At 55.8% G+C, this 26,832-nt stretch carries 26 protein-coding genes, 3 tRNA genes and 1 pseudogene; 16 read left to right on the top strand and 14 right to left on the bottom strand.

The window, feature by feature from the left end:
* Nucleotides 1-77: 77 nt before the first annotated feature.
* Nucleotides 78-1,394 carry a shikimate transporter gene (gene shiA / locus E6P06_RS12745; RefSeq protein ID WP_139935294.1) on the bottom strand — a complete coding sequence of 439 codons (1,317 nt, stop codon included), beginning with the start codon at nucleotides 1,392-1,394 and terminating at the stop codon, nucleotides 78-80.
* Nucleotides 1,395-1,638: 244 nt separating this feature from the next.
* The gene (locus E6P06_RS12750; RefSeq protein WP_003836718.1) at nucleotides 1,639-1,842 is read right to left on the bottom strand and encodes a hypothetical protein; all 204 of its coding nucleotides are present in this window, start codon (nucleotides 1,840-1,842) and stop codon (nucleotides 1,639-1,641) included.
* Between the two features lie 97 nt (nucleotides 1,843-1,939).
* On the opposite strand from E6P06_RS12750, the gene E6P06_RS12755 reads away from it, so the two are divergent.
* Entirely contained in the window at nucleotides 1,940-2,161 is a 222-nt protein-coding gene (locus E6P06_RS12755) for a hypothetical protein (RefSeq protein WP_003036289.1), read from the top strand.
* Between the two features lie 150 nt (nucleotides 2,162-2,311).
* Here the strand turns inward: E6P06_RS12755 and E6P06_RS12760 are convergent, their stop codons facing one another.
* Nucleotides 2,312-3,103, bottom strand: a complete 792-nt coding sequence (locus E6P06_RS12760; RefSeq protein ID WP_003836714.1) for a DUF4393 domain-containing protein — start codon at nucleotides 3,101-3,103, stop codon at nucleotides 2,312-2,314.
* A gap of 429 nt (nucleotides 3,104-3,532) precedes the next feature.
* Between E6P06_RS12760 and E6P06_RS28245 the strand changes: the two genes are divergently transcribed.
* Nucleotides 3,533-3,667, top strand: a complete 135-nt coding sequence (locus E6P06_RS28245; protein ID WP_226791653.1) for an AraC family transcriptional regulator N-terminal domain-containing protein — start codon at nucleotides 3,533-3,535, stop codon at nucleotides 3,665-3,667.
* A gap of 89 nt (nucleotides 3,668-3,756) precedes the next feature.
* Here E6P06_RS28245 and fecE read toward each other — a convergent pair whose 3' ends face one another.
* The 7 genes from fecE to fecI form a co-directional block, all read right to left on the bottom strand.
* Nucleotides 3,757-4,524, bottom strand: coding sequence for a Fe(3+) dicitrate ABC transporter ATP-binding protein FecE (gene fecE, locus E6P06_RS12770; protein ID WP_106902475.1), 768 nt, complete (start codon nucleotides 4,522-4,524; stop codon nucleotides 3,757-3,759).
* Nucleotides 4,525-5,481 carry a Fe(3+) dicitrate ABC transporter permease subunit FecD gene (gene fecD / locus E6P06_RS12775; RefSeq protein WP_134215824.1) on the bottom strand — a complete coding sequence of 319 codons (957 nt, stop codon included), beginning with the start codon at nucleotides 5,479-5,481 and terminating at the stop codon, nucleotides 4,525-4,527.
* Nucleotides 5,478-6,476: an iron-dicitrate ABC transporter permease FecC gene (gene fecC / locus E6P06_RS12780; RefSeq protein ID WP_139935295.1), complete on the bottom strand. Its 999-nt coding sequence runs from the start codon at nucleotides 6,474-6,476 to the stop codon at nucleotides 5,478-5,480. The genes fecD and fecC overlap by 4 nt, the downstream gene beginning before the upstream one ends.
* Entirely contained in the window at nucleotides 6,473-7,375 is a 903-nt protein-coding gene (locus E6P06_RS12785) for a Fe(3+) dicitrate ABC transporter substrate-binding protein FecB (protein ID WP_139935296.1), read from the bottom strand. Before E6P06_RS12785 ends, fecC begins: the two co-directional genes overlap by 4 nt.
* A gap of 58 nt (nucleotides 7,376-7,433) precedes the next feature.
* Nucleotides 7,434-9,758: a TonB-dependent Fe(3+) dicitrate receptor FecA gene (fecA, locus tag E6P06_RS12790; protein ID WP_139935297.1), complete on the bottom strand. Its 2,325-nt coding sequence runs from the start codon at nucleotides 9,756-9,758 to the stop codon at nucleotides 7,434-7,436.
* 86 nt (nucleotides 9,759-9,844) lie between these two features.
* Entirely contained in the window at nucleotides 9,845-10,798 is a 954-nt protein-coding gene (fecR, locus tag E6P06_RS12795) for a ferric citrate uptake sigma factor regulator FecR (protein ID WP_139935298.1), read from the bottom strand.
* Nucleotides 10,795-11,316: a ferric citrate uptake sigma factor FecI gene (fecI, locus tag E6P06_RS12800; protein ID WP_139935299.1), complete on the bottom strand. Its 522-nt coding sequence runs from the start codon at nucleotides 11,314-11,316 to the stop codon at nucleotides 10,795-10,797. The genes fecR and fecI overlap by 4 nt, the downstream gene beginning before the upstream one ends.
* 223 nt (nucleotides 11,317-11,539) lie before the next feature.
* Between fecI and E6P06_RS12805 the strand changes: the two are divergent.
* A pseudogene (locus tag E6P06_RS12805) lies at nucleotides 11,540-11,761 on the top strand (type II toxin-antitoxin system PemK/MazF family toxin); the annotation flags it as partial.
* Between the two features lie 48 nt (nucleotides 11,762-11,809).
* Here E6P06_RS12805 and E6P06_RS12810 read toward each other — a convergent pair.
* Nucleotides 11,810-11,885 (bottom strand) — tRNA-Asn (locus E6P06_RS12810).
* Between the two features lie 326 nt (nucleotides 11,886-12,211).
* Here E6P06_RS12810 and nac point away from each other — a divergent pair.
* Both nac and cbl read left to right on the top strand, forming a co-directional pair.
* On the top strand, nucleotides 12,212-13,129 hold the full coding sequence (gene nac / locus E6P06_RS12815; RefSeq protein WP_003030855.1) for a nitrogen assimilation transcriptional regulator NAC: 918 nt from the start codon (nucleotides 12,212-12,214) through the stop codon (nucleotides 13,127-13,129).
* A gap of 101 nt (nucleotides 13,130-13,230) precedes the next feature.
* Complete coding sequence (gene cbl / locus E6P06_RS12820; protein WP_003846751.1) at nucleotides 13,231-14,181, top strand: HTH-type transcriptional regulator Cbl; 951 nt, start codon at nucleotides 13,231-13,233, stop codon at nucleotides 14,179-14,181.
* Between the two features lie 140 nt (nucleotides 14,182-14,321).
* Here cbl and E6P06_RS12825 read toward each other — a convergent pair.
* Together E6P06_RS12825 and E6P06_RS12830 are read right to left on the bottom strand one after the other, a co-directional pair.
* A tRNA-Asn gene (locus tag E6P06_RS12825) sits at nucleotides 14,322-14,397 on the bottom strand.
* A 99-nt stretch (nucleotides 14,398-14,496) separates the two neighbouring features.
* Complete coding sequence (locus E6P06_RS12830) at nucleotides 14,497-15,984, bottom strand: EmmdR/YeeO family multidrug/toxin efflux MATE transporter (RefSeq protein ID WP_003846749.1); 1,488 nt, start codon at nucleotides 15,982-15,984, stop codon at nucleotides 14,497-14,499.
* A gap of 160 nt (nucleotides 15,985-16,144) precedes the next feature.
* On the opposite strand from E6P06_RS12830, the gene E6P06_RS12835 reads away from it, so the two are divergent.
* A tRNA-Asn gene (locus tag E6P06_RS12835) sits at nucleotides 16,145-16,220 on the top strand.
* A gap of 82 nt (nucleotides 16,221-16,302) precedes the next feature.
* Here E6P06_RS12835 and paaZ read toward each other — a convergent pair.
* A complete protein-coding gene (paaZ, locus tag E6P06_RS12840) occupies nucleotides 16,303-18,348 on the bottom strand; it encodes a phenylacetic acid degradation bifunctional protein PaaZ (protein WP_057101705.1) in 2,046 nt (681 codons plus the stop codon).
* A gap of 283 nt (nucleotides 18,349-18,631) precedes the next feature.
* Here paaZ and paaA point away from each other — a divergent pair, with 283 nt between their 5' ends.
* The 10 genes from paaA to pcaF are packed head-to-tail and all read left to right on the top strand — an operon-like array spanning nucleotide 18,632 to nucleotide 26,811.
* A complete protein-coding gene (paaA, locus tag E6P06_RS12845) occupies nucleotides 18,632-19,561 on the top strand; it encodes a 1,2-phenylacetyl-CoA epoxidase subunit PaaA (protein ID WP_061549519.1) in 930 nt (309 codons plus the stop codon).
* Between the two features lie 11 nt (nucleotides 19,562-19,572).
* Nucleotides 19,573-19,860, top strand: coding sequence for a 1,2-phenylacetyl-CoA epoxidase subunit PaaB (gene paaB, locus E6P06_RS12850; RefSeq protein WP_003030843.1), 288 nt, complete (start codon nucleotides 19,573-19,575; stop codon nucleotides 19,858-19,860).
* 7 nt (nucleotides 19,861-19,867) lie between these two features.
* Nucleotides 19,868-20,623, top strand: coding sequence for a 1,2-phenylacetyl-CoA epoxidase subunit PaaC (gene paaC / locus E6P06_RS12855; protein WP_071687212.1), 756 nt, complete (start codon nucleotides 19,868-19,870; stop codon nucleotides 20,621-20,623).
* A 12-nt stretch (nucleotides 20,624-20,635) separates the two neighbouring features.
* Complete coding sequence (gene paaD, locus E6P06_RS12860) at nucleotides 20,636-21,136, top strand: 1,2-phenylacetyl-CoA epoxidase subunit PaaD (RefSeq protein WP_139935300.1); 501 nt, start codon at nucleotides 20,636-20,638, stop codon at nucleotides 21,134-21,136.
* A gap of 7 nt (nucleotides 21,137-21,143) precedes the next feature.
* Complete coding sequence (gene paaE / locus E6P06_RS12865; RefSeq protein ID WP_102191132.1) at nucleotides 21,144-22,214, top strand: 1,2-phenylacetyl-CoA epoxidase subunit PaaE; 1,071 nt, start codon at nucleotides 21,144-21,146, stop codon at nucleotides 22,212-22,214.
* Nucleotides 22,211-22,978, top strand: coding sequence for a 2,3-dehydroadipyl-CoA hydratase PaaF (paaF, locus tag E6P06_RS12870; protein ID WP_044711773.1), 768 nt, complete (start codon nucleotides 22,211-22,213; stop codon nucleotides 22,976-22,978). Before paaE ends, paaF begins: the two co-directional genes overlap by 4 nt.
* A 2-nt stretch (nucleotides 22,979-22,980) precedes the next feature.
* On the top strand, nucleotides 22,981-23,769 hold the full coding sequence (gene paaG / locus E6P06_RS12875; protein ID WP_032949037.1) for a 2-(1,2-epoxy-1,2-dihydrophenyl)acetyl-CoA isomerase PaaG: 789 nt from the start codon (nucleotides 22,981-22,983) through the stop codon (nucleotides 23,767-23,769).
* 3 nt (nucleotides 23,770-23,772) lie between these two features.
* On the top strand, nucleotides 23,773-25,191 hold the full coding sequence (locus E6P06_RS12880; protein ID WP_136346041.1) for a 3-hydroxyacyl-CoA dehydrogenase: 1,419 nt from the start codon (nucleotides 23,773-23,775) through the stop codon (nucleotides 25,189-25,191).
* Nucleotides 25,184-25,606, top strand: a complete 423-nt coding sequence (gene paaI, locus E6P06_RS12885; RefSeq protein WP_061549515.1) for a hydroxyphenylacetyl-CoA thioesterase PaaI — start codon at nucleotides 25,184-25,186, stop codon at nucleotides 25,604-25,606. The genes E6P06_RS12880 and paaI overlap by 8 nt, the downstream gene beginning before the upstream one ends.
* Nucleotides 25,606-26,811 carry a 3-oxoadipyl-CoA thiolase gene (gene pcaF, locus E6P06_RS12890; protein ID WP_139935301.1) on the top strand — a complete coding sequence of 402 codons (1,206 nt, stop codon included), beginning with the start codon at nucleotides 25,606-25,608 and terminating at the stop codon, nucleotides 26,809-26,811. Before paaI ends, pcaF begins: the two co-directional genes overlap by 1 nt.
* The last annotated feature ends 21 nt before the right edge of the window (nucleotides 26,812-26,832 follow it).

Here is a 26,832-nt window from a genome sequence, read left to right on the forward strand (position 1 = left end):
TATGTCACAGGAATGTGAAACAAAAGTCAGACGTTGAGGAAGATTGTGCGAAGACCGGACGGCCTCCGCACCCTGGCTTAACCGTGCTGCTTATCCCGCATCAGCAATGCTGTAGTCGCGGAAATAAGACAACCCGCCATCAGATAAATGGCTACACTGTGCCAGTCTCCGCCGGAGAATGTTACCAGTGCAGCAGCAATGAAGGGGGTAAAACCGCCGCCAACTACGCTTGCTACCTGATAACCAACGCCTGCGCCGCTGTAGTGATAGCTTGCGCCAAACAAACCGGTAAACATAGGCTGCTGTACGCAGACCACCATATCGTGTGCAATGTTGGCCAACATAATCGCGAAGAACACGATCCAGAAAATGGATTGCGCTTCTAACGCCATAAAGAACGGGAATGCGCTAAGCGTCCCGACCAGTGCGCCAGTAATGTAAACGCGCCGGCGACCAAAGCGGTCGGCGAGCCAGGCAAAGCAGGGGATGGTCAGACAGCTCAGTCCACCCACCAACAAGCCGATATTCAGAAACAGTTCACGAGGTAAACCCAGATTCTGCGTGGAGTAATTAAGGGCAAACGCGGTGACGATATACATCGTCAGCAGTTCACACAGGCGCAGAGCGATAATTTTCAAAAACGCACCTGGATGACGGATTAATGCCTCGACTACCGGTAGTCTCTTTTTCTCTGGTTGCGGTGCCTGCTGCTGCTGTTCGAATTCGGCCGATTCATCCATTCGGTTACGCATCCACAACGCGCCCAATACCAGCACGATGCTGAACAGGAATGGAATACGCCAGCCCCAACTCAGGAACTGCTCATCGGTGGTTTGCGAGCTAATCAGCGAGACCAGACCGGTAGAAAGTAACAGTCCGACGCCGTAACCAACCTGGACGCCGCTGCTGTAGAAGGCTTTTTTATTTTTCGGCGCGCTTTCGACCGAGAGCAACGCTGCGCCGCCCCATTCACCGCCAACGGCGAATCCCTGAATGGCGCGTAGTGTCACCAGCAGCACAGGAGCCCACCAGCCAATGGTGTCAAAAGAGGGAATAATCCCGATCAGCGCAGTGGCAATACCCATCATCCAGACGGTAAGCATCAGCATACGTTTACGGCCCAGACGATCGCCGAAGTGGCCGAAGATCACCCCGCCTAACGGACGGAACAAAAATCCGACGCCAAAGGTAGCAAATGCGGCAAGTGTCCCCATCGCCGGGCTGACCTGCGGGAAGAACTCGCGGTTAAAGACCAGTGCGGCAGTAATGCCATAAAGCAGAAAATCATACCAGTCGACCACGGCACCCGCGAAGCTGCCAAGCGCAGCGCGTCGGGCGCGGTTAAGCGAAGAGGCGTCCTGTTGGGGACCCGTGGAGGTGAGGGTGGAATCCATAGTTATCCTGTCTGTACTGTTTTTTAGTTATTAGTATTTGAGTTGGGTTACACACATTGCAGTCGCAATATTAACGACCGTTATGAGATTACCGCGACAGACGGGAAGTGAAAACGATTATCTCCCTCATCTGATGGCAACATGAAAAATAAGATGAATGAAAAATCTGAATCTGGTGGAATCGTGGCCTGTCAGGAGTGTTCTGATTTCAGGCGGAGCATTAGGAGTACTGTATTTGGGGAAGCTATAAACCCACTTTCATAATGGCATACGGAGATTCAGTGAAACCACATCGCTCATAAGCACGAATCGCACGCCCGTTATCTCCGTAGACATATAAGCGAAGCTCCAGTGCCTTTTGTTCAAAGTGTGCGCGGTAGATGCGGTAGCCCAGCGCATTGAGCAATATCGCGTCGGCCGGTGTGGCGTCACGGATTTGCAATGTCATGAATGATTCCCGTCCTGGTAATAAATTGACGATTACTGAATTATATCAAAACTGTCAGTGATACAGTGGGATGCGAATATATCAGAGGCTTGTCAGTATGAAGATTGTTTTTATCCCTGCGTTGATCGTAGTCCTGATTGATAAAGAACAGGACATAGGACGGGAATTGACCCGCGATGAGGTTGAGTCCATTCGTGATGGCGCTACAGCCATCCGCCTGCCGGCCGAAGCAGCCGAGGATATAATCAGAGAGCGTGGCTACCGCGATATTGATCCTGAGAATGTCTGGCGCGAGTGGCAGGCGTATAAAGCTGACTGAATGTCGATGGGAACACACTGCTTTAGTGCCACATGAAAATTGTGCACTTACACGGATGCGTTTGTTCAGCAGCTGGCGTGGAGCTGAGGGGCAACTTTGAGCGAGGAGCTGACGTTAAGGCCTCAATAACCGGAGCAGCTTATTGACTTTTTAAATGCTATATCTGCCGACACACGAATCGACAAAGCCTCGGCCAAAGCCTGTAAAACTATATTGCCCGCTTTTATAAGAAACTCTATCTAGATGCGAATTGATACTGCATATTTCTTTTACTTTCTCTGATGAGAAAATTCTTTCATGCTCTTCCTTTGGGAAAGAAGTTCCTGATGTTGGAGTTAGCAGGCCCAACCGTTTTAAGTTGGAGAAATACATAACTGAGTTTTCGGGGTTATCGCAACCAGCATCTTCACAAATTAGGTTTACTTCCAGTCTAGTTGATGTGATTGTTAAGTTACTATCCTCCAAATCTTGTTGGACTATATCAATCGTTGGTGCATGACCTTTTCTATGGTTTTCTTTATTAAACATAAACCGAAGGATCTTGGCTTCATCCGGCTGGAGCTGCTTGATTATTTCGATGTACGCCGGATGAGCAAGCTTCGAAGTTTCTTTGTCCAGGCTTGCCGATATAAGATTTGAAAAAAGGCGCTGTATTTCATCTTCATTTATTGCAAATTTTGCCTCATTCAGAGCCTGAAGAGCAACTCTTGGCTGATCGAATGAAATTTGCTTGGGCGGTAATAATGCCAGATTCTCAGCTGTCATCCGCAAGACGCTTGTCACCGCATGAACACTGTCTTCTACCAGGAAAACTCCCGAATTTACCATTCTGGCAATAGAGACTAATCCCTTTGATAATTCTTTAGCAAAAGGGCTCAGAGCATCTTCATAAACCGGAACAGCGAGCTTTTCGACTATCGCTTTCGCGCTCTCATCTACCATCTTGTCTCCATTGTATAATGCCTGATTTCACCTGTATTGGATATGCTGCCTGTGTTTGCTGCAGCTAAAATGGCTGCATATCAAATGTCCCGCGCAACGATTCGTTGAGCACCACACACTATAACCCCAAGAATTTGAGACGTCTTGATCAGACGGAGATTCTGCAGCAATCGATTCTTTCATGTCTGCTCCTGGCACTCAGCGGACGTTGGTATGAAGCAACCCGGCGCCCGTTAATATTAAGCGGAAACATGAATTAACGCGTCTCCCCGTTTCTCCATCCTCTTCGCTTTTTCCTTTATCCTGCCTCTCTTGCTGTGCATACAGCGACGTGTTATCACTCGGTAAATGCAAAAATTACCGAAGTTACGAAAACTTGCATCAGCCACGGGTAATCAGCGTACCGAAACCTGCATTTCACGGGTTGCTATGGTGCTGAGAGTAATCCCTGAACACCGCCTGTCTGCAGTTTATGAACCGATGATTAACATGGTTTTGACTGGTCCTAAACGCATGATGATTGATGACAGAACGCTGCAATATTATTCAGCTCAGAACAGTTGAAATGTTACCTGGGCAGAGTGAAGTCATCACAGCGCGAGTGATATGACGGCGACCTGTTGAGACCATGGTACCATTACAGCCTGTGTCATCTATCTCACTACACACATCGGCCTACCAGATACTGGTTCGGGGTGTATTTCCGTATCCACGTTGAATACGGTTCTCAGCAATCCAGGGTTCATCACCGCTTCTGGTGTGCCTTGCGCCATAATATGTCCGTTCGCCATTACCACCAGATGATCGCAGTACCGGCTGGCCTGATTAAGGTCGTGCAGCACTGCGACCACCGTTTTCCCCTGAGCCCGGAGTTCGCCCATCAACCGCATTAGTTCCACCTGGTGATTGATATCGAGATAGGTGGTTGGCTCATCGAGTAGTATGACGGGTGTATTCTGGGCCAGGACCATCGCCAGAAAGGCGCGCTGGCGCTGACCGCCGGAAAGATCGGTTAACCGTCGGTCGGCAAGATGTTGGATCCGGGTCTGGTGCATAGCATCTTGGACCCGCGCATTGTCTTCAACGGAGAGGCGCCCCCAGAGTGACAACCACGGGTTGCGACCGTACGAAACAAGCTCCTGGACGGTGATCCCCTCTGGCGTTAAATGGTGCTGGGGCAGCAGCGCCAGCCTGCGGGCTAGCTGGCGTGATGAGAGCGTGTTGATGGCATTATCGCCGAGAAATACGCCACCGGATTGCGGCGTTAACAGCCGTGAAAAACAGTTTAGCAACGTCGATTTCCCGCAGCCGTTAGGGCCGAGCAGGGCGGTTGTCTTCCCCGCTGGTAGGGCGAGTGAAACGCCATCAAGGACCTTGTTTGTACCGTAACAGACCGTCAGATTTTCAGTTCGTAATGTCATTTATCGCATTCTCACAAGCAGCCAGACAAACCACGGTGCACCGATAATGGCGGTCAGTACGCCAGCCGGAAGCTCCAGCGGGGGATGAGTAATTCGCGCCAGCAGGTCGGCAACCACCAGCAGCAACGCACCTGTCATGGCCGATATGGGCAGCAGCCAGCGGTGACGCCCACCGGTAATACTGCGCACCATATGCGGCACCACGAGACCAATAAAGCTGATCGGGCCGCAGACGGCCACACCGGTAGATGTCATGGCGACGGCCAGTAGCAAAGCCAGGAGCCGGATACGCGGCACCGACACCCCGAGCGTGGTGGCGCGCGCATCGCCCAGTGCCAGAAGGTCGAGATCGCGGCAAAAACCCAGGCTCAGCGGCAGAAACAACATCAGCAGCGGGACGGCAATCTTCACAAAGCTCCAGTCACGGCCCCATAAGCTGCCGGTCAGCCACAGCAGGGCGCTGTTCACATCCTGCGGGCGCGAAAGCATCAGCCAGTCCGTCAGGCTGGCCCAGCAGGCAGAAAGCGCAACACCCGTGAGCGCGAGCTTCATCGGCTGGCTGGTATTCACCAGCATTCTCAGCAGGATCAGGCCCACCATGCCACCGGCAAAGGCCAGCAGCGGCAGAGCAATCACCGGCAGTGACGGTACGAGAAGCAGTGCGCCTACAGAGGCAAGGCTGGCGGCATGGTTTACGCCGAGAATATCCGGCGATGCCAGAGGGTTACGCACAATCCCTTGTACCAGAACGCCTGCCACCGCGAGGGCTGCACCAACAAACAGCGCCAGCAGCAGTCGCGGCAGGCGGTACGCCGTTAACACGTAATGATACTCACGCCCGGCCTGCCAGTCGGTCAGTAGGGCGCGCCAGGGAACGGAGATCACCCCCATTTGCAGCGACAGCAGCGAAAATCCTGCCAGTGCGAGGGCGATAAAAATGACTAGCGTAACTTTCATCCACGCCTCCTGACCAGCCAGACAAAGCAGGGCGCACCAATCAGAGCCACCACGGCCCCCGCGGGTAATTCGCCAGGAAAAGCCAGCGCGCGGGCCAGAACATCCGCCACTAGCATCAGTGTGGCGCCCATCAGTATGCTCATCGGCAGGACCTTGCGCTGGTCGAATCCTACCCAGAAGCGAGCCAGATGCGGCATCAACAGACCGATAAAAGCCACCGGGCCGGCCACGCTGACGCAGGTACTGACCAGAAGCAGCACCAGAATGTTGATGATTAAACGCAGCTTCGGCAGATTCACCCCCAGCGTACGGGCGGTGCTGTCGCTGACGTTAAGCAGATTCAGTTGATTGGCCAGCAGCAACACCACCGGTATAGCAACTGCCACCACCGGGAAAAGCTGCCAGAACTCCTGCCAGCGTACGTGGGATACGCCTCCCGCGAGCCAGTAAAAAATGCCGTAGGCGTGATCTTCCGTCAGCAGCAGGGTGATGCGGGTCAGGGCCATGCAAAACGCCGAGAACGCGATACCCGCGAGGATCAGTTTGTTTCTGTCCTGGGTATGGCGAAATCCGCCGCCTGCGGTCATCACCAGCAGCCAGCTTACGCCGCCGCCACAGGCGGCGATAAAGGCGATGGAGTAACCCGCGACGGGCACGGGGCTGAGCGCGCTGGTCAGTGCCATCGCCAGCGCCGCGCCGCTGTTAATACCGAGCAGCGAAGGAGATGCCATTGAATTATGCGTCAAAGTCTGCAGCAGCGTTCCCGCGAGAGCCAGGCTTGCGCCGATCAGAATGGCGACCAGGCTTCGCGGCAGACGTAGGTTTTGCACCAGCGTTTGTGGAAGCGTCGGCGCGTGGCCCGGCAGCAGGGCGCGAATAGCATCAACGCCAGAAACAGGAATGGCCGAGTAGCAAAACAGACTCAGCCAGAAAATTGCGATAAGCGCGACAAGGGGCAGCCCCCATTGCAACGCCGGATGTCTGAGAACTGTCATTTCACATCGGATAAAGGCTGGTGATGGAAGATTTTTACCGTGTCGCTGGCAATACGTTCGGCCGCAAAAATGCCGCGCATCCGCGCCCAGGCGTTACTGTCGACCGACGCCGTCTGCTGTTTTTGCGCAGCCGTTAACATCTGCCACAGCGGGTCTTGCTGCCAGCGTTTCACGATGCTCTCTTCGCGATAATGTGCGACCAGTAGCCATGCAGGATTGAGCGCCAGTAGCTGTTCCAGGCCGATGGACGGCATAGACGCACCCGCCATCGCCGCAGGTACCTTCAGCCCCAGAGAGGTCAGGACGCCCCCGGTCCAGGTCTCCTGCGTGTGCAGGTTGAACTGCTGCTCCCGGGACGTACCAAACAACACCTGCGTGCCTTTTGGCAACTGGCTGGCCCACGCTGACATCTGTTGTTTGTGTTTCGCCAGGCGTGACTGCATCTGTGCCTTTTTGCCCACAATCTCGCCGATGATGGCCGCAGACTGAAGATTTTCAGCGTAGGTTTCATTGCGAGATTTCAGCAGCAGCACCGGTGCAATTTGCTGTAAGGCGCTGAAAATACCCGCATGACGGCTGCTGTCGGCAATGATCAGGTCCGGTTTCAGTGCGCTGATGGCTTCTAAACTCGGCTGCGCACGCGTGCCGACAGACTGCCAGGGTTTCAGATGGGCGCGAACTTCGGGAAGAATGCGCGTGGCATCGTTATCGTCGGCAATGCCGACAGGACTGACATCGACGGCAGCCAGCGCGTCCGCGAACGACAGCTCCAGTACCACTATCCGCTGTGGCGTTTTATCAAGCGTAAAGGTGCCATGTTCGTCCTGAACTGTGGCGGCAAAAGCGTGGCTGGTGACCAGCAGCAGAGCGGCGAAAAGTGTGCGGATAAATGTGAACATCGGTGCTCCTGAAAGCCGGGTGGCGCTGCGCTTACCCGGCCTACGAAATCGGTGTGAATTAGAACTTCAACGACCCCTGCATATACAGAGTGCGCGGCTGGCCTGCGTAGATGCCTTTGTTGTTGTCGTCGTAAGAGCGGGTGAAATACGCCTGGTCGAAGATATTCTTCACGCCGAACGCCAGGTTCAGGTCTGCCATCTGCGGACCAAAATCATAGGCTACGCGTGCGCCCCAGAGCATGAAGCCCGGGATGCGGCCGGTGCTGCCGTCGGCGCTCTCTTTCACGGTGTTGGCGTTATCCGCAAACTGGCTGGACTGGAAATCGCTGTTCAGGTTGAAGGTCCAGCTACCCGGTTTATAGTCCACGCCCAATGTGCCTTTGTGTTTCGGCGAGAACGGCACCTGGTTGCCGTAGGTGTCGCCTTTCTCGCGGATCTCGGCGTTCACATACGCATAGCTTGCGTAGACCGAAACGTTGTCGAGCGTTGGCGTCAGCGTGCCGAGGTCATAGCGGGCCTGGGTTTCCAGCCCGGTATGGCGCGTTTTACCCCGTGCGGTTACAGTGTCGTTGGTCTGGTTGGAGTCGTACTGATTATTAAAGTTAATCAGGAACAGCCCCATTTCCGCGGTCAGCGCGCCACCGTCGTATCGGGTTCCGAGCTCCCAGGTTCGCGCTTTTTCCGGTTCCACATTGCCGCTTTGCACAGCCTTGCCAATTTGGCTGTACTGTACGGTGCCGAATGAGCCTTCAGTGTTTGCATAAAGATTCCAGCTGTCAGTCAGGTGATAGAGCACGTTTAGCGCCGGAAGTGGGGCGTTGTAGCTCACTTCCTCATGCGTGCCTTTGATGGCGTTGTTCTGGTATGACTCGATATGTTCAAAGCGCATACCCGGTGTGATCGTCCAGTTGCCAATGTCGATTTTGTCATCCAGATACCAGGCGTGCGCTTCGGTGCCGGAACGGGTGTCGCGATCGTATGGGCTAGCGCTGGACGGGAGTTGTCCGCTGCTGGTGGCGGTGTAGTAACGCATTTCATGCGTCGGCTCGCTCACATAGCGGTATCCCACGCCCACTTCGTGCGCGGAAGGACCCACCATAAAGCTCTGACTGTAGCGCGGTTCAATGCCGCGTACCCAGTAGTTACGCGGTGAAAGGGTGAGGCGTTTGCCCTGTTCCAGGTAGCCGCTACGCAGGGTTTCGGTGTAGAAGCCCTGAATATTGAATTTATGCTGGCTGTCCGGCTGAAACTGATAGCCGAGGCTTGCCAGCTTGCGGCGCCCCCAGAAGCGATCGTAAGGGCGCGTGGACTGCCAGCGGTCGGCGTTGTAATCCGCGCGCGACAGGCCGCCGGGCATGTCGGCTTCACCGTCGTAGTATTGCAGCAGGCTGTTGAAAGTATGCACGTCGTTCGGCGCATATTTGCTTTTCAGCATCAGATCGTCGATGCGCGTTGCGCTGTGCTCGCGCCAGTCGCTGCCGCGGGTGCCGGAGTAAAGCAGGGCGGTACCAAAACCGTTATCCGCCGTGCCGCCCATCATCAGGTTGTGCGTCTCTTTTGGATTATTTTGTGAGGACGTTGGGCTGAGCTGGCCTTCCATGCCGGCTTCGATACCGAAGTCTTGCGGAATGGCGCGGGTGACAAAGTTCACCACGCCGCCCACGCTCTGCGGCCCGTAACGCACAGCACCGCCGCCGCGCACCACATCGATGGCGTCCATATTTCCGAGCGAAACAGGTGCCAGGGAAAGCTGCGGCTGGCCGTAAGGGGCAAACGGCACGGGAATACCGTCCATCAGTACCGTTGAACGGCTGGCCAGGCGTGGGTTCAGGCCGCGAATACCAAAGTTCATCGCCAGATCGTGGCTACCGGTACCGTTGTTTTCTGGGGCGGTAACGCCAGGAATGCGGTTCAGCACCTCGCGCATGGTCGTCGCGCCGGTTTTGGCGAAATCTTCACGGCGGATAACGTCACGCGCGCCAGCATGTTCGAAAACGTCGTTTTCGCGCGCATCCCCCAGCCAGTCGCCCACCACGGTCAGGGAATCTTCTTGCGGTGCGGGTGCGTGCTCCAGTGTCCAGCTGTTATTACCCAGCGGTTTTACCTGCAGGCCGCTACCGTTCAGCAGGTGTTGCAGGCCGGTTTCGACGTCGTAGTCACCGTGAAGACCGTTACTCTGTTTGCCGCGCGTCAGGCTGGCGTCAACCGACAGGGTAATTCCGCTGAGCGCGGCATACTGATTAAGGGCTTTGTCGAGCGAACCCGGTGCAATATCAACCTGCGCTGCGAAGGCGGATAACGACAGCCCGGCCAGCGGCAGCAGGCTCAGGCGAACGGCGTTAACCAAAGGTGTTGTTTTGCGAAAAACGCGTAAAGGCGTCATACCTTCTCCATCATCATTTTTGTTGTGTTCATCTATGAGTCGAATGAGAAGGGGAAAAAGGACAATCGAAATGAGAATTATTTTTCTTACAATGCTGAGATATTTACCCAGTATCGCGTAACCGACTGAATTTTCACTGGAAGAGTCTGCGCGATAACATTCAGGATGGCATCGGTATTGTTCAGCGGGAAGGTCCCACTCAGGCGTAACCCGGCCACAGCCGGATCGCAGCGCAGCACGCCGTTGCGATAACGGCTCAGCGTGGCAATCACTTCACCCAGAGGTTTATCGCTAAAGCTCAGAATGCCCTGCGTCCAGGCGGCGCTTTCATCATCCGCTGAGGTAATTGCACCAAATTCAGACGCGCTAAACTGCAGGCTCTCGCCAGCGCTGACGATGAGTTTTTCCTGCGGACGATTTGCCAGTAAGATTTCAACCGCGTGTTGTTGAACGGTAACGCGTGTGACGTTGTCCTGCTGGTAGACGGTAAATTCTGTGCCTAACGCGGTGAGCTGGCCCTGGCGGGTCACAACGTGGAAAGGTCTCTGCTGCGCGTCTTTTGCGGTAGTAATAGCAATTTCTCCGTACCAGAGATGGACAGCGCGTTGACGCGTATCAAAACGAACGTCCACGGCGCTTTGTGTGTTGAGCGTCAGCAGCGAGCCATCGTCCAGCCGCTGATGGCTGACAGCCCCTTTGGCGGTGCGGTAGTCCGCGCGCAGACCTTCTCCGGCTTCAGATTGCCAGAGCTGCCAGCCTCCGCCTACGCCGAGCAGCAGCAATAGCCCTTTCATGACATGACGACGGGTAAGACGCGTATCGTGCAGAGCCCGGCTGGCGACATCGCCCGGAACGCTGCTGAGCTGGCTGCGCAGGTTTTCAACCTGTTGCCAGGCCCACTGATGATCTTTGTCCTCTTCATACCATTGTTGCCAGCGCGCTTCCTGCTGTGGGCTGACACGCTCGCCGCTCAATACGGCATACCAGTGTGATGCCGAGCGCAATGCCTGGCGGCGAGAATCGGTGATAGAGGCGTTCACAGACCGTGCTCCAGACGAAACAGCAGACAATGTTCGATAGCCTTTGCCATATATTTTTTCACTGAACTGACCGAAACACCGAGCTTTAGCGCTATTTCGCTGTAGGTCAGACCATCCAACTGCGAAAGGAGAAACGCTTCGCGTGTTTTTCCGCTCAGCCCGTCAAGCATGCTGTCGATGAGTTGCAGGGTTTCGAGCTGACTCTCGCGTTCCTCGGGCGAAGGCGCGAGCGCCTCCGGCATCAGCGCCAGCATCTCCAGATAGGCTTTTTCCAGCGCGTTTCGGCGAAACAGGTCGACCATCACCCGTTTGGCGAGAGTGCACAGAAAGGAACGCGGATCGCGGATCGTCGAGAGCGGCCCGCTGCCCATTACCCGTAGAAAAGTGTCCTGGGCAATGTCATCTGCATCAAAGGCGGACTGGAGTTTGCGCGTCAGCCAGCTTTTCAGCCAGCCGTGATGTGCGCCATAAAGCGACTCGAGCGTAAAGGAAGCAGTGGTAGTGGCGTGGTCAGACATGCGGAATGTATCAAAAGTTAATTATCACGCGATTATAGTAATATGAGAATGGTTATCATTACAATTGGAAATATAATTGTATTACGTTGAACGTATTAACGCATTGTTTTTTATAAAAATCTTATGATGTGGATATTGGATGGGAAAGAGGAGTGTGATTTGGCATGTGATGGTTGGAATGACATCTGACCATGTCTGTTGTGAGCGAGAATCGGACACCTCAGTTCCTGTCACCAGTGGCGGAAACCTTGCTCATGCTGCTGGTGTTAGCGTTTAACTGGATGATGCGGGCACTAAAACGACGGGCGTTATTCGCCGTGATCAGCCCAGAACTATTGATATGGAACCTCGGAACGGCAAGCGCCTGGAACAAATACCTGCGGTCATTATGAATGAAGTGTTGGCCAGATTGAGCTGTGGCTTTGATATGCGCAATGAGCAATAGCATAAAAGCAAAAAGCCTGCTTAGTTTCCTGAGCAGGCTTCTTAAATATGGCTCCTCTGACTGGACTCGAACCAGTGACATACGGATTAACAGTCCGCCGTTCTACCGACTGAACTACAGAGGAATCGTTTGAACGAGGCGCATATTAGCGAGGGTGGTGAGGCTTGTCAAAGGGGTAAATACATTTGTGTGTTCGTTTGCTGACAAAATCAGCAAAGCGGCGATCTTTCCGTCTTTTTATGCTTTTGCCCCATTCTGGTGCGTGTCTACCTCTTCCAGGGCAGCCTGAATGAGATATTTCGGTGTGCAGAATGATCTTCCTTCGCTTTTACTCCTGACTTTGTGCGGCTTTAACCATAAAACACCGTTTTAGACGAAAGTGGCAAGCATCTTGCAATCCTGAATTCAATGACTGCCAGCACGGGTTCTGGTATTCCGACAGGAGGCAAAATGAACTTCAGACGACTGAAATATTTCGTGAAAATCGTCGATATTGGTAGCCTGACCCAGGCAGCGGAAGTATTGCACATTGCGCAACCCGCGCTGAGCCAGCAGGTCGCAACGCTGGAAGGTGAGCTTGATCAGCAATTGCTGATTCGTACCAAGCGTGGCGTCACGCCGACGGAAGCAGGAAAAGTGTTATATACCCACGCCCGGACGATTTTACGTCAGTGTGAACAGGCGCAACTTGCGGTTAATAACGTGGGACAGACCTTGACAGGCCAGGTCTCTATCGGCCTTGCGCCGGGGACAGCAGCGTCATCCATTACCATGCCGTTATTACAGACGCTACGTGCCGAACTGCCCGATGTGCAGGTCTATCTGCATGAAAACAGTGGGGCAGTGCTGAATGACAAGCTGCTCAGCGGGCAATTAGATATGGCAGTGCTCTATGAGCGTTCACCCGTGGCGGGCATCAGCAGTCAACCGTTGCTTAAAGAGGATCTGTATCTGGTCGGCACGCGTGAGTGTCCGGGGCAAAGCGTCGATTTAGCCGCGGTGGCGCAGATGAATTTATTCTTGCCACGGGATTACAGCGCGGTTCGCCTGCGCGTGGATGAAGCTTTTTCGCTACGTCGCTTAACGGCTAAAGTGATTGGCGAAATTGAGTCTATCTCCACCCTGACGGCCGCCATTGCCAGTGGTATGGGCGTCACAGTGTTGCCCGAGTCGGCCGCCCGTTCATTATGCAATGCAGCGAACGGCTGGATGGCGCGCATCACAACCCCATCGATGAATCTGCCATTATCGTTGAACGTATCAGCCAGAGGGAGCTTATCGCCCCAGGCGCAGGCAGTGAAGGAGATCCTGCTATCGCTGGTTAGCCGTCCGGCGCTGGAAAATCGCGAACTGCAGCTGGTCAGCTAAACCTTATTCCCGCGAGGAATAAGATGCAGGTTTTTATTATTTGTTATGCCGGGCATCAGACTTTAACAATAGCGTAATGTCTGATGTGCCCGGAGTGAAACGTGAATTTCCAGCAACTCAAAATAATCCGCGAGGCGGCCCGTCAGGATTACAACCTGACGGAGGTCGCGAATATACTGTACACCTCGCAGTCGGGCGTCAGCCGACACATTCGTGAACTTGAAGATGAACTTGGCATCGAAATTTTTATCCGTCGCGGTAAACGCCTGTTGGGCATGACTGAACCGGGTAAAGCCTTGCTGATCATTGCCGAACGTATTCTGAATGAGGCCAGCAATGTTCGTCGACTGGCGGATCTGTTTACCAATGATACGTCCGGCGTTTTGACGATTGCCACCACGCATACGCAGGCACGCTATAGCTTGCCTGCGGTGATAAAAGCCTTTCGTGAGCTGTTCCCTGAGGTGCGTCTGGAACTTATTCAGGGCACACCACAGGAGATTGATGTCCTGCTACAAAATGGCGGGGCAGATATCGGAATTGCCAGTGAGCGGCTGAGCAGCGATCCATTGTTGGTGGCTTTTCCCTGGTTTCGTTGGCACCACAGCCTGCTTGTTCCTCAGGACCATCCATTAGTGAAGGCTTCTCCGCTAACGCTGGAGTCCATCGCTCACTGGCCGTTAATTACCTATCGTCAGGGGATTACAGGGCGTTCCCGTATTGATGAGGCGTTTGCTCGCAAGGGGCTGATACCTGATATTATTCTCAGCGCCCAGGACTCGGATGTGATTAAAACTTACGTGTCACTGGGATTGGGGATTGGGCTGGTGGCAGAGCAATCCAGCGGCGAGCAGGAAGAGGGGACGTTAACCCGTCTGGATACCCGGCATTTGTTTGATGCAAATACCGTTTGGCTAGGGCTTAAACGCGGACAACTGCAGCGCAACTACGTCTGGCGATTCATCGAGCTATGCAACGCAGGGTTATCCGTCGATGAAATTAAGCGTCAGGCGATGGAGCCAGATGAAGCGGTGATTGATTATCAGATTTAACAATAAAAGCCCGTGAGAAACGGGCTTCTATCGTCGCCAGTATGGAAAAGCCTGGGTGTGAAGTGAAGCGCTCTACCTGGCTAATGGGATCGCAGAAAAGCAAAAAGCCTGCTTAGTTTCCTGAGCAGGCTTCTTAAATATGGCTCCTCTGACTGGACTCGAACCAGTGACATACGGATTAACAGTCCGCCGTTCTACCGACTGAACTACAGAGGAATCGTTTGAACGAGGCGAATATTAGCGATGCCGCTCAGCGTTGTCAAAGCCTGAATGGATAAATACGATCGTTTGCTGAAATATTCCTCATTTCGCCGATTATTCAGACGCAACCGGTTGTTTTATGCACTTTTCGCGTTCGGGGCGTGGGTATTTCCACAACCAGCGGCCTGTGACCATACGCCAGTAAAATAACGCGGCGCGCACGGCCCAGTCGAAGAACATACCTAACCAAACGCCGACAACTCCCCATCCTAATACGATACCCAGAGTGTAGCCCGCGACTACGCGGCAGCCCCACATGCCCAGCATCGATACCCACATAGCAAAACGTGCATCTCGCGCACCTTTAAAGCCCGCTGGTAACACCCAGGAGGCTGCCCATATCGGCATAAATGCTGCGTTGAGCCAAATCAGGATGACTATGACCTCTTTTACATCCTGATCGTGGGTATAAAATGAGGCCATCACCCCGGCGAAAGGTGCGGTTAGCCAGGCAATTGCCGTTAGCCCAATCGTCGACAGCCAGAACACATGCCGTAGCTGGATTTCAGCCTGGGCAATCTGGCCATTTCCCAGACGCCTGCCGGTAATGATTGTCGACGCGGAACCTAAAGCATTCCCCGGTAAATTGATAAGCGCGGCGATAGAAAATGCAATAAAGTTCCCGGCGATAACGCTGGTTCCCATGCCTGAAACAAACATCTGCGTCAAAAGTTTACCGCCGTTGAACAGCACCGACTCGATACTTGCCGGAATGCCGATCCCCATCACTTCCCATATAATGGCGAGATTGAGTGGCTTAAAATAGCTTTTGAAGGGAATTCGCAGCGCGGGGTTAAAACCAATCATCAGTACCCAGATGATGGCAATCGCCCCGATGTAGCGCGAAATGGTCAGTCCCAGGCCTGCTCCCACAAATCCCAGACCTTGCCAGGAAAAGATCCCGTAAATCAGGATGCTACTGATGATGATATTCAGGATGTTCATACCGCCGTTTATCAACAACGGTATTTTAGTATTTCCGGCTCCACGTAGTGCGCCACTGCCGATCAGCGCAATGGCTGCCGCCGGGTAGCTGAGCACCGTCAGCTCCAGATAGGTAAGTGCCAAAGCTTTAACGTCTGGCGTTGCTTCACCTGCGACAACGTCAATAATCTGTTGACCAAAATAGTGAATGACCGCTGCCAGCACGGTAGCAAAAATTGTCATGATCACCAGCGATTGTCTGGCTGCGGCTCTGGCCCGTCGACGATCTCGTTTCCCGAGGCTAAATGCTACAACTACGGTGGTACCCAGATCGATGGCGGCGAAAAATGCCATGATGACCATATTAAAACTGTCAGCGAGTCCGACACCGGCCATTGCTTCTTTTCCCAACCAACTTACCAGGAAGGTACTCAGAACACCCATCAATAGCACACAGGTGTTTTCCAGGAAAATGGGGACAGCCAGCGGAGTGATTTCGCGCCAAAAGAGAACCTTATAACTCTTGCGTTTGGCATACCAGGGCGTGCGGGAAGCGACCTGGCGTAAGGCAGCGGAGACGTTCAAAGTGGACCTTAACGAAGAAAGTTGAAACCTCATTTCAAATGATGAGGGAGAATCAAAAAAGCTGCAAAGTTTTTTCTATTTAAAATGTCTGTAAATGCAACAAACTGTCGAGAGAAGCATCAATTGATTCGCATTCGAAGAAATGAGGTTTGACAAAAATTTTTTCGCCGCTAAGATAAGCCTCCACAACGATTCCTCTGTAGTTCAGTCGGTAGAACGGCGGACTGTTAATCCGTATGTCACTGGTTCGAGTCCAGTCAGAGGAGCCATATTTAAGAAGCCTGCTCAGGAAACTAAGCAGGCTTTTTGCTTTTTGTTTCAACTCTGGTCGCGCGAAGCGACACCGGGTTCTTAAGCCGGGAAATCCCCATGCTGACGCGCAACCAACGTCAGAATGGAATACAGCGCCACCGCCTGCTGGTGCTGATTGAAAATCTCCACCGCCCATTCCACCACGCCAGTCGCTTTTTCTTCGGCATTGCGCTGAAGTTTCACCGTTTTGCGTTTGCAGGTTAAACGCACCTGGATAGTGTCGCCCGGCTTAACCGGCTCGATAAAGCGCAGATTTTCCATACCGTAGTTGGCGATAACCGGGCCAACGCCCGCGTCTACAAATAGACCGGCAGCGGCGGAAATCAGGAAATAGCCGTGCACCACGCGTTCGCCGAAAATAGACTCGGCCGCTGCAATTTTGTCCATATGAGCGTAGAAGTGATCGCCGCTCAAACAGGCAAAATTGACGATATCCGCTTCGGTCAGCGTGCGGCGCGGAGTCAGCAGGCTATCGCCCGGTTGGATCTCTTCGAAATATTTGCGGAACGGGTGAATGCGATCTTCCGTAACCTGCGCGCCGCGTACCCACTGCTGGCTAACGGCGGCCAGCATGGTTGGACTGCCCTGAATGGCAGTGCGTTGCATGTAGTGTTTCACCGCACGCAGACCGCCCAGCTCTTCACCGCCGCCTGCACGTCCAGGCCCACCGTGGACCAGCTGTGGCAGTGGAGAGCCGTGGCCGGTCGATTCCGCTGAGGATTCTTCGTTCAGCACCTGAATACGCCCGTGGGCGCGGGCTGCACCGAGGATAAACTCTCGCGCCAGTTCGCCGCTCGCCGTCACCAGCGTTCCTGCCAGACTGCCTTCACCAGCGCGTGCCAGCGTCAGGGCGTGTTCGCGGTTCTGATACGGCATCAGCGTGGCGACCGGACCAAAGGCTTCAATTGCATGTACCGCGGCAATTTCATCCGGCTGCGGACAAAACAGCAGCGTTGGCGGGAAGAAAGCTCCAGCGGTGCTCAGATCTGCTTTTCCGCCCAGCAGCACCTCACATCCGGCTTCAACCAGACGATTCACATTATCCTGCACGTCCTGACGCTGATCGTTATTCACCAGCGAGCCCATCTTCACGCCTTCCTGCGCCGGATCGCCCATTACTATCTTTTGCAGGCGGGCAATCAGCGCTTCACTGACGGCTTTCACCTGCGCCTGCGGCACGATAATGCGGCGAATGGCGGTACATTTCTGCCCGGCTTTGGTGGTCATTTCGCGCACCACTTCGCGAATAAACAGCGCAAACTCCGGCTGCTCCGGGGTGATATCGTCGCCCAGTACGCAGCAGTTCAGCGAATCCGCTTCCATGGTAAAGGGCACAGATTTCGCCACCAGATTCGGATGTACGCGCAATTGCTGCCCGGTATGCGCAGAGCCGGTAAAGGTCACTACGTCCTGGCTATCCAGATTATCCAGCAGATCGCCCGCGCCGCCGCAGATCAGGCTTATTGCGCCGTCCGGCACCAGCCCGCTGTCGACAATGGCTTTGACCATCGCCTGCGTCAGCTGCGCGGTGGCGGTCGCCGGTTTAACGATCGCGGGCATGCCGGCAAGCCAGGTCGGCGCCAGCTTTTCTAACATACCCCAGCAGGGGAAGTTAAAGGCGTTGATATGTACCGCGACGCCGGATTTTGACGTCAGCACATGGCGTGCGGCAAAACCGCCCTGTTTGGACAGCGGGATCAGTTCGTCTTCCGGCCACAGTGTATCGTCCGGCAGCTCGCGGCCACCGAGACTGGCATAAGTGAAAAGCGTGCCAATGCCGCCTTCGATATCGACCCAGCTGTCACCGCGTGTTGCTCCGGTTTGCGCGGATATGGCATAGAAATCGGCTTTCAGTTCCATTAAATGCTTCGCCACCGCTTTTAGCATCGCGCTGCGCTGAATAAAGCTCATTGCCTGTAACGCTTTGCCGCCGTGCTCGATGGCGAAGCGGCGCGCCTGCGCCATATCCAGTCCTTCGCTTGTCACTTCCCAAAGCGGTTCGCCGCTGATGGCGTGGTGGATAGTACGGGTGCGGCCCCGGCCGGTCTGCCAGGCGCCGGATAAATAGCTGGCTAACTGCTGCATCGTTAATCTCCAGATGTGTTCCGTAATTTCTCTTTAAATAGTTATTTTGTGAATCACAAAATGCAAGAGGGATTTTAATAATTTATTAACAATGCAATCGCGAACACCTTATCTAAATTGATTATGATTCTGTTTTTACTCAATAAACTAAAAGGCTTTGCGTAGCGTGTCACAAAAATCACAAACAAAATTTGTGGTTTTATTTAACCAAGATGTAACTTTCATAAAAAAATGATTCACAAAAAATGATTTGTTGAATTTATCGGAATCATAAGGTGATGACGTGACAGAAGAACAACGCTTTGACCAGCGCATCGCGCAGGAAACGGCCATCGAGCCGCAGGACTGGATGCCGGACGCATACCGTAAGACGCTGATCCGCCAGATTGGCCAGCATGCGCACTCGGAAATCGTCGGCATGCTGCCAGAAGGCAACTGGATAACCCGCGCACCCACGCTGCGGCGTAAGGCCATTCTGCTGGCAAAAGTACAGGACGAGGCCGGACACGGCCTGTACCTCTATAGCGCGGCGGAAACACTGGGCTGCGCGCGTGAGGATCTGTACCAGAAGATGCTCGACGGGCAGATGAAATACTCCTCCATCTTCAACTACCCAACCCTGAGCTGGGCGGATATTGGCGTGATCGGCTGGCTGGTCGATGGCGCGGCGATCGTCAACCAGGTGGCACTGTGTCGTACCTCCTACGGCCCGTATGCCAGGGCGATGGTCAAAATCTGCAAAGAAGAAAGCTTCCACCAGCGTCAGGGCTTTGAAGCCTGTATGGCGCTGGCGGCGGGCAGCGAAGAACAGCGGCAGATGCTCCAGGATGCGATCAACCGTTTCTGGTGGCCCGCGCTGATGATGTTCGGGCCGAGCGACGACAACTCGCCGAACAGCGCCCGCAGTATGGCGTGGAAAATCAAACTGCATTCCAACGACGAACTGCGCCAGCGCTTTGTGGATAACACCGTTCCGCAGGTTGAAATCCTCGGCATGACCGTGCCGGATGCCGATCTGCAGCTTGATGAAGCGACGGGGAAATACCGATTCGGTGAGATCGACTGGCAGGAATTTAATGAGGTCATCAACGGTCGTGGTGTCTGCAATCACGAACGTTTGGGCGCCAAGCGTAAGGCCTGGGAAGAGGGGGCATGGGTGCGCGAAGCCGCGCTGGCTCATGCCGAAAAACAACGCGCTCGCGATGCCGCCTGAGGAGAAAAAAGATGAGCAAAACATACTGGCCGTTATACGAAGTGTTTGTCCGCAGCAAACAGGGTTTGTCGCACCGCCATGTGGGCAGCCTGCACGCCGCCGATGACCAAATGGCACTGGAAAACGCGCGTGATGCCTACACCCGCCGCAGCGAAGGCTGCTCCATCTGGGTGGTGAAGGCGAGTGAAATCGTTGCCTCGCAGCCGGAAGATCGCGGTGAATTCTTCGACCCGGCAGAAAGCAAAGTCTACCGCCACCCGACGTTCTACACCGTGCCGGACGGCATGGAACATATGTGAGGCAACGATGACGACTCTCAATCCCGTTGCAACCTATGCCCTGCGTCTGGGCGATAACGGCCTGATCCTGGCACAGCGTTTAGGCGCATGGTGCGGCCACGCACCGGAGCTGGAAATCGACCTGGCGCTGGCTAATATCGGTCTCGATCTGTTGGGGCAGGCGCGCAATTTTCTCAGCTACGCCGCCGAACTGAACGGTAGCGGCGACGAAGACACGCTGGCCTTCGGCCGCGATGAACGCCTGTTCAGCAATCTGCTGCTGGTTGAACAGCCGAATGGCAACTTTGCCGACACCATTGCCCGCCAGTTCTTTATCGACATCTGGCACGTGGCGCTGTTCAGCCGTCTGGTCTACAGCCGCGACGCGCAGCTCGCCGCCATTGCGGCCAAAGGGTTGAAAGAGGTGCGTTATCACCAGCGCTTCAGCCGCGGCTGGCTGGAACGTTTGGGCAACGGTACCGACTACTCCGCGCAGTTGATGCAGCAGGCGGTCGATAACCTGTGGCGCTATACCGGTGAACTGTTCGTTGCCGATGCGCTGGAAATTGACCTGAGCGAGCAGGAAATCGCTGTCGATCCGCGCACGCTCCAGGCGGAATGGCAGGCAACGGTCCACACCGCGCTGCTTGATTCCGGCCTGCAAATTCCCCAGGAGGCGGCGTTCCGCAGCGGCGGTAAGCAGGGGCTGCACAGTGAACATCTCGGTCCGATGCTGGCAGAAATGCAGTATTTACAGCGTTCGTACCCTGGACAGCAGTGGTAACAGGAGGTGGCTATGCAACGTCTTGCCGATATCGCGCCCGCCGATGTGCGCACCGTGTGGGGACTGTTAAACGCGATCCCCGACCCGGAAGTGCCGGTGCTGACCATCACCGATTTGGGGATGGTGCGCCGGGTTGAACGCCTCGGTGACGGCTGGGTGATTGGCTTTACACCAACCTACTCGGGTTGCCCGGCCACCGAACACCTGCTGGGTGAAATTCGGACGGTGATGGCGGAGCACGGCTATACGCCGGTGCATATCGTACTGCAGCTCGACCCGCCGTGGACCACCGACTGGATGAGCCCGGATGCCCGCGAGCGTCTGCGTCAGTACGGTATCAGCCCGCCGCAGGCTCATGCCTGCCACGCCGACGAGATGCCAAAGGATGTGGTCTGCCCGCGCTGCGGCAGTACCCACACCTCGCTGATTAGTGAATTCGGTTCCACGGCCTGTAAAGCGCTGTACCGCTGCGATAGCTGCCGTGAACCCTTTGATTACTTTAAATGTATTTGAGGCTGCGATGACAACATTTCATTCGCTTACCGTGGCAAAGGTCGAACCGGAAACCCGTGATTCGGTCACCATCACTTTTGCCATTCCCGATGCGCTGCATAGCGTCTACGCCTTCCGTCCGGGCCAGCACCTGACGCTGAAAACCCGTCTGGGCGGGGAAGAGTTACGTCGCTGCTACTCCATTTGCCGCAACCGTTCGCCGTCAGAAATCAGCGTGGCGGTCAAAGCTATCGACGGCGGTCGTTTCTCCCGCTATGCCCAGCGCGATATTCAGCAGGGTATGGAATTTGAGGTGATGGTGCCGCAGGGGCACTTTGGCTACCAGCCGCAGGCCGAGCGTGAAGCGGAATATCTGGCGATTGCCGCCGGTTCCGGCATTACGCCGATGATGGCGATTATTGAAGCGACGCTGGCGACCGAACCGGCCAGTCAGTTCACCCTGATTTACGGCAACCGCAGCAGCCACAGCATGATGTTCCGTCAGGCGCTGGCCGACCTGAAAGACCGCTACCCGCAGCGTTTGCAGGTGGTGCATCTGTTCAGCCAGGAGTCGATGGACAGCGACCTGCTGCAAGGGCGCATTGACGGCGACAAGCTGCATGCGCTGGGCAAAACGCTGGTTGATTTCAGCCGTTTTGATGATGCGTTTATCTGCGGCCCGTCGGCGATGATGGACGAAGCCGAAGTGGCGCTGCGTGAACTGGGCGTGCCGGAAAAATCCATTCACCTCGAGCGCTTCAATACGCCGGGTACCAGCGTGAAACGCGCCACCGGCGTGCAGGCGGAAGGCCGCACGGTGACCATTCGCCAGGACGGCCGCGATCGCCTGATTTCGCTAAATGCCGAAGATGACAGCATTCTTGATGCGGCGCTGCGTCAGGGCGCAGACCTGCCGTTTGCCTGTAAAGGCGGCGTCTGTGCCACCTGTAAATGCAAAGTGGTGCAGGGCGAAGTGGCAATGGCCGCCAACTATAGCCTGGAAGCCGATGAAGTGGCGGCGGGCTATGTGTTGAGCTGCCAGGCGCTGCCCAAAAGCGCGGATGTGGTGGTCGACTTTGACGCGCGGGGGACGGCATGAGCGAACTGCTGATTACCCGTCATGACCGTGTGCTGCAACTGACGCTGAACCGTCCGCAGGCGCGTAATGCGTTAAACAACGCGCTGCTGACGCAGATAGCCGACGCGCTGGAAAGTGCGGCTGCAGACGCCTGCGTGAGCGTCTGCGTGATTAGCGGTAACCCGTGCTATTTCGCTGCCGGTGCCGATCTCAACGAAATGGCGGAAAAAGACTTGCCCGCCACCTTCGACGATATTCGTCCTCGTTTGTGGGCGCGCATCGATGCCTTCAACAAGCCGCTGATAGCGGTGGTGAACGGCTATGCGCTGGGGGCGGGCTGCGAGCTGGCGCTGCTGTGTGATCTGGTGATTGCCGGCGATAACGCCCGTTTTGGCCTGCCGGAGATTACTCTCGGCACCATGCCGGGGGCGGGTGGTACGCAGCGGCTTATCCGCAGCGTTGGTAAAGCGCTGGCGAGCCGGATGGTGCTGAGCGGCGAAAGCATTGACGCCGAACGCGCACAGCAGGCTGGGCTGGTGAGCGACATTCACCCGGCGAACCTCTCTGATGAATATGCCCTGAAGCTGGCTGCAAACATCGCTCGCCACTCGCCGCTGGCGCTGCGTGCGGCAAAGCAGTCGCTGCGTCTGGCGCACGAGGTGAGCCTTCAGGCCGGTCTGGTGCAGGAACGCCAGCTGTTTACGCTGCTCAGCGGTACCGAAGATCGTCGTGAAGGCGTCAGCGCCTTTTTAGAAAAACGCACACCGGAATTTAAAGGACGCTAATCGTGGAAGCTTTCATTCTCAGCGAAGTGGAACAGGGCGTCATGACCATCACCCTGAACCGCCCGGACCGACTCAACAGCTTTAATGACGTGATGCACCAGCAGCTCGCCGACTGCCTGAAACAGGCCGAACGTGACGACACCATTCGCTGCCTGCTGATTACCGGTGCCGGTCGCGGTTTTTGCGCCGGACAGGATCTGAATGACCGTAACGTTGACCCAAGCGGCCCCGCGCCGGATCTGGGCATGTCGGTGGAACGCTTTTACAACCCGCTGGTGCGTCGTTTAGCCGCGCTGCCGAAGCCGGTTATCTGCGCCGTTAACGGCGTGGCCGCCGGGGCGGGTGCAACGTTAGCGCTGGGCTGCGATATCGTGCTGGCCGCGCGTTCGGCGAAGTTTGTGATGGCCTTCAGCAAGCTTGGCCTGGTGCCGGACTGCGGCGGTAGCTGGCTGCTGCCCCGTGTGACCACCCGCGCTCGCGCCGTAGGTTTACTGATGCTGGGCGATAACCTCAGCGCCGAACAGGCCGCGCAGTGGGGGATGATCTGGCAGGTGGTGGATGACGCTGAACTGAAAGACACCGCGTTAGCCATGGCGCGTCATTTTGCTACGCAGCCGACCTATGGGCTGGGGTTAATTAAGAAAGCTTTGCAGCTTTCCGAAACCAATACGCTGGATCAGCAGCTTGAGCTTGAGCGCGACTACCAGCGCATGGCCGGTCGCAGCGACGACTATCGCGAAGGCGTCAGCGCCTTCCTCGCCAAACGTCAGCCACAGTTCAGCGGGAAATAAGCCATGAGCCAGACTCTTCACACCGTCGCCGTGATTGGCGGCGGCACCATGGGGGCCGGGATCGTCGAAGTGGCGGCCCGTGCCGGACACGCGGTGCGGCTGTATGACATTTCGCCTGAGGCGATTACCCGCGCTATCGACGGCATTGCCGAGCGCCTCAACGCCCGCGTTAGCCGCGGCAAAGTCAGCGCCGAGCAGGCGCAGGCGCTGCTGGCACGCATTACGCCAGCAACCGAATTAACACAGCTAGCCGATGCGCAGTTAGTAATTGAAGCCGCTTCGGAACGCCTGGAGATTAAACAGGCGCTGTTCAGCCAACTGGCGGAAATCTGTTCGCCGTCAACGCTGCTGACCAGCAATACCTCGTCGATTTCCATTACCGCAATTGCGGCGGGAGTGAAGCATCCGGAACGGGTGGCGGGGCTGCACTTCTTTAATCCAGCACCGGTAATGAAACTGGTGGAAGTGGTGAGCGGCCTTGCCACCTCAACGGAAGTGGTTGAGCAGCTATGCCAATGCGTGAGCGCCTGGGGTAAGCAGCCGGTGCGCTGCCGCTCCACGCCGGGCTTTATTGTCAACCGCGTGGCGCGCCCGTTTTACGCCGAAGCCTGGCGTGCGCTGGAGGAACAGGTCGCCGTGCCGGAAGTGATTGACGCGGCGCTACGCGACGGCGGCGGTTTCCCTATGGGGCCGCTGGCGCTGACCGATCTGATCGGTCAGGACGTCAACTTTGCCGTTACCTGTTCGGTATTTAACGCCTTCTGGCAGGATCGCCGCTTTCTGCCGTCTTTGCTGCAACAGGAGCTCGCTCTGGCGGGGCGTCTGGGCAAGAAGAGTGGACACGGTGTCTATCGCTGGCCTGTTGAAGTATCGCCTGATCTGGCTGTTGCAGCGGTACAGCCTGAAAATGCAGCAAAAAACATTAAACGTGACGTTGTCACTGAGCTGGATGATGTGCTGCTGCTGGAAACTACCGGTGAAACCGCGTTGGCCTTAAGCGTGCAGCATCAGCGCCCGGTGGTGGTTTATGACCATGCGGCGGGCGACACGGTCGTACTGGCGAGCGCGCAAACCAACCCACAGTCGGCAACCGACAAAGCGGTGTACTACTTCCAGCAGCAGGGCAAAAAGGTTCTGCACATTGCTGATTATCCCGGCCTGCTGGTATGGCGTACGGTAGCGATGCTGGCGAACGAAGCGCTGGATGCGGTGCAAAAAGGCGTTGCTAACGCGGATGATATCGATACCGCCATGCGGCTGGGTGTCAACTACCCACGTGGCCCGATTGCCTGGGGTGAATCGCTTGGCTGGGGGCGCGTGTTGCGCCTGCTGGAAAACCTACAACAGCACTACGGCGAAGAACGCTACCGCCCGAGTGCGCGACTGCGCCAGATGGCGCTGCTGGAGATGCGTCATGAGTAACCAGGCCTGGCGCAACGCCCGCGCCATGTACGAGAAAGATACCTGCGCCCGCGCGCTGGGCATCGAGATTATCGAAATGGATGAAGGCTATGCGCAGATGACGATGGCGGTGCTGCCATCGATGCTCAACGGCCACCAGACCTGTCACGGCGGGCAGCTGTTTTCGCTCGCGGACACCGCCTTTGCCTACGCCTGTAACAGCCAGGGGCTGGCGGCGGTGGCGTCGGCGGCGAGCATCGATTTCCTGCGCCCGGCCTTCACTGGCGATCTGCTGACCGCCACCGCGCGGGTGAAACAGCAGGGCAAGCTGACCGGCGTTTACGACATTGAGATTGTTAATCAACAGCAAAAAACCGTTGCCCTGTTTCGCGGAAAATCGCACCGCATCGGCGGCACGATTACAGGAGAAGTCTAATGCGTGACGCATTTATTTGTGACGGTATTCGTACCCCGATTGGTCGCTACGGCGGGGCGCTGGCAGGTGTGCGTGCCGACGATCTGGCGGCCATTCCATTGCGTGAATTACTCAACCGCAACCCACACCTGGATGCCAGCGCTATTGACGATGTGATCTTCGGTTGCGCCAACCAGGCGGGCGAGGATAACCGCAACGTGGCGCATATGGCGACCCTGCTGGCGGGTTATCCGTACGGCGTGTCCGGTACCACCATTAACCGCCTGTGCGGCTCTGGTCTGGACGCAATTGGCTTTGCCGCGCGGGCCATTAAAGCGGGTGATGCGGACCTGATGATTGCCGGTGGCGTGGAGTCCATGTCCCGCGCGCCGTTCGTCATGGGCAAGGCCACCGCGCCGTACCAGCGTCAGGCGGAAATGTTTGATACCACCATCGGCTGGCGTTTTGTGAACCCGCTCATGCAGCAACAATTTGGTACTGACAGCATGCCGGAAACGGCAGAGAATGTAGCCGAATTGTTAAATATAAGCCGAAGGGACCAGGATGCCTTTGCGTACCGCAGCCAACAGCGTACGGCGAAAGCGCAGCGCGACGGCATTCTGGCGCAGGAAATTGTGCCGGTGCAGATTATTGGTAAGAAAGGTGCGGTCAGCGCGGTGCGTGAAGATGAACATCCGCGTGCAGAAACCACTTTGGAGCAACTGGCCTCGCTGAAAACCCCGTTCCGCAAGGGCGGCGTGGTGACGGCGGGCAACGCTTCCGGTGTCAATGACGGTGCTGCGGCGTTGATTATCGCAAGCCAGCAGCAGGCCGCCGCGCAGGGCTTAACGCCACGTGCGCGCATCGTCGCCATGGCGACCGCGGGCGTTGAGCCGAAGTACATGGGGCTTGGGCCGGTTCCGGCGGTGCTTAAAGTGCTGGAGCGCGCCGGGCTGAATATTAACGATATGGATGTAATTGAGCTGAATGAAGCCTTTGCCGCCCAGGCGTTGGGAGTGATGAGACAGCTTGGACTGGCAGATGATGCAGAACACGTAAATCCCAATGGGGGGGCTATCGCTTTAGGTCACCCGCTGGGGATGAGCGGTGTGCGGTTAGCGCTGGCCGCGACGCTGGAGCTGGAACGACGCAATGGACGCTATGCGCTGTGTACGATGTGTATTGGCGTGGGTCAGGGCATTGCCATGATCCTTGAGCGAGTGTGAGCTAATTGACCTGCAAGTACC

The sequence above is a fragment of the Citrobacter sp. CF971 genome (assembly GCF_006385635.1).
Classification (GTDB): Bacteria; Pseudomonadota; Gammaproteobacteria; order Enterobacterales; family Enterobacteriaceae; genus Citrobacter; species Citrobacter freundii.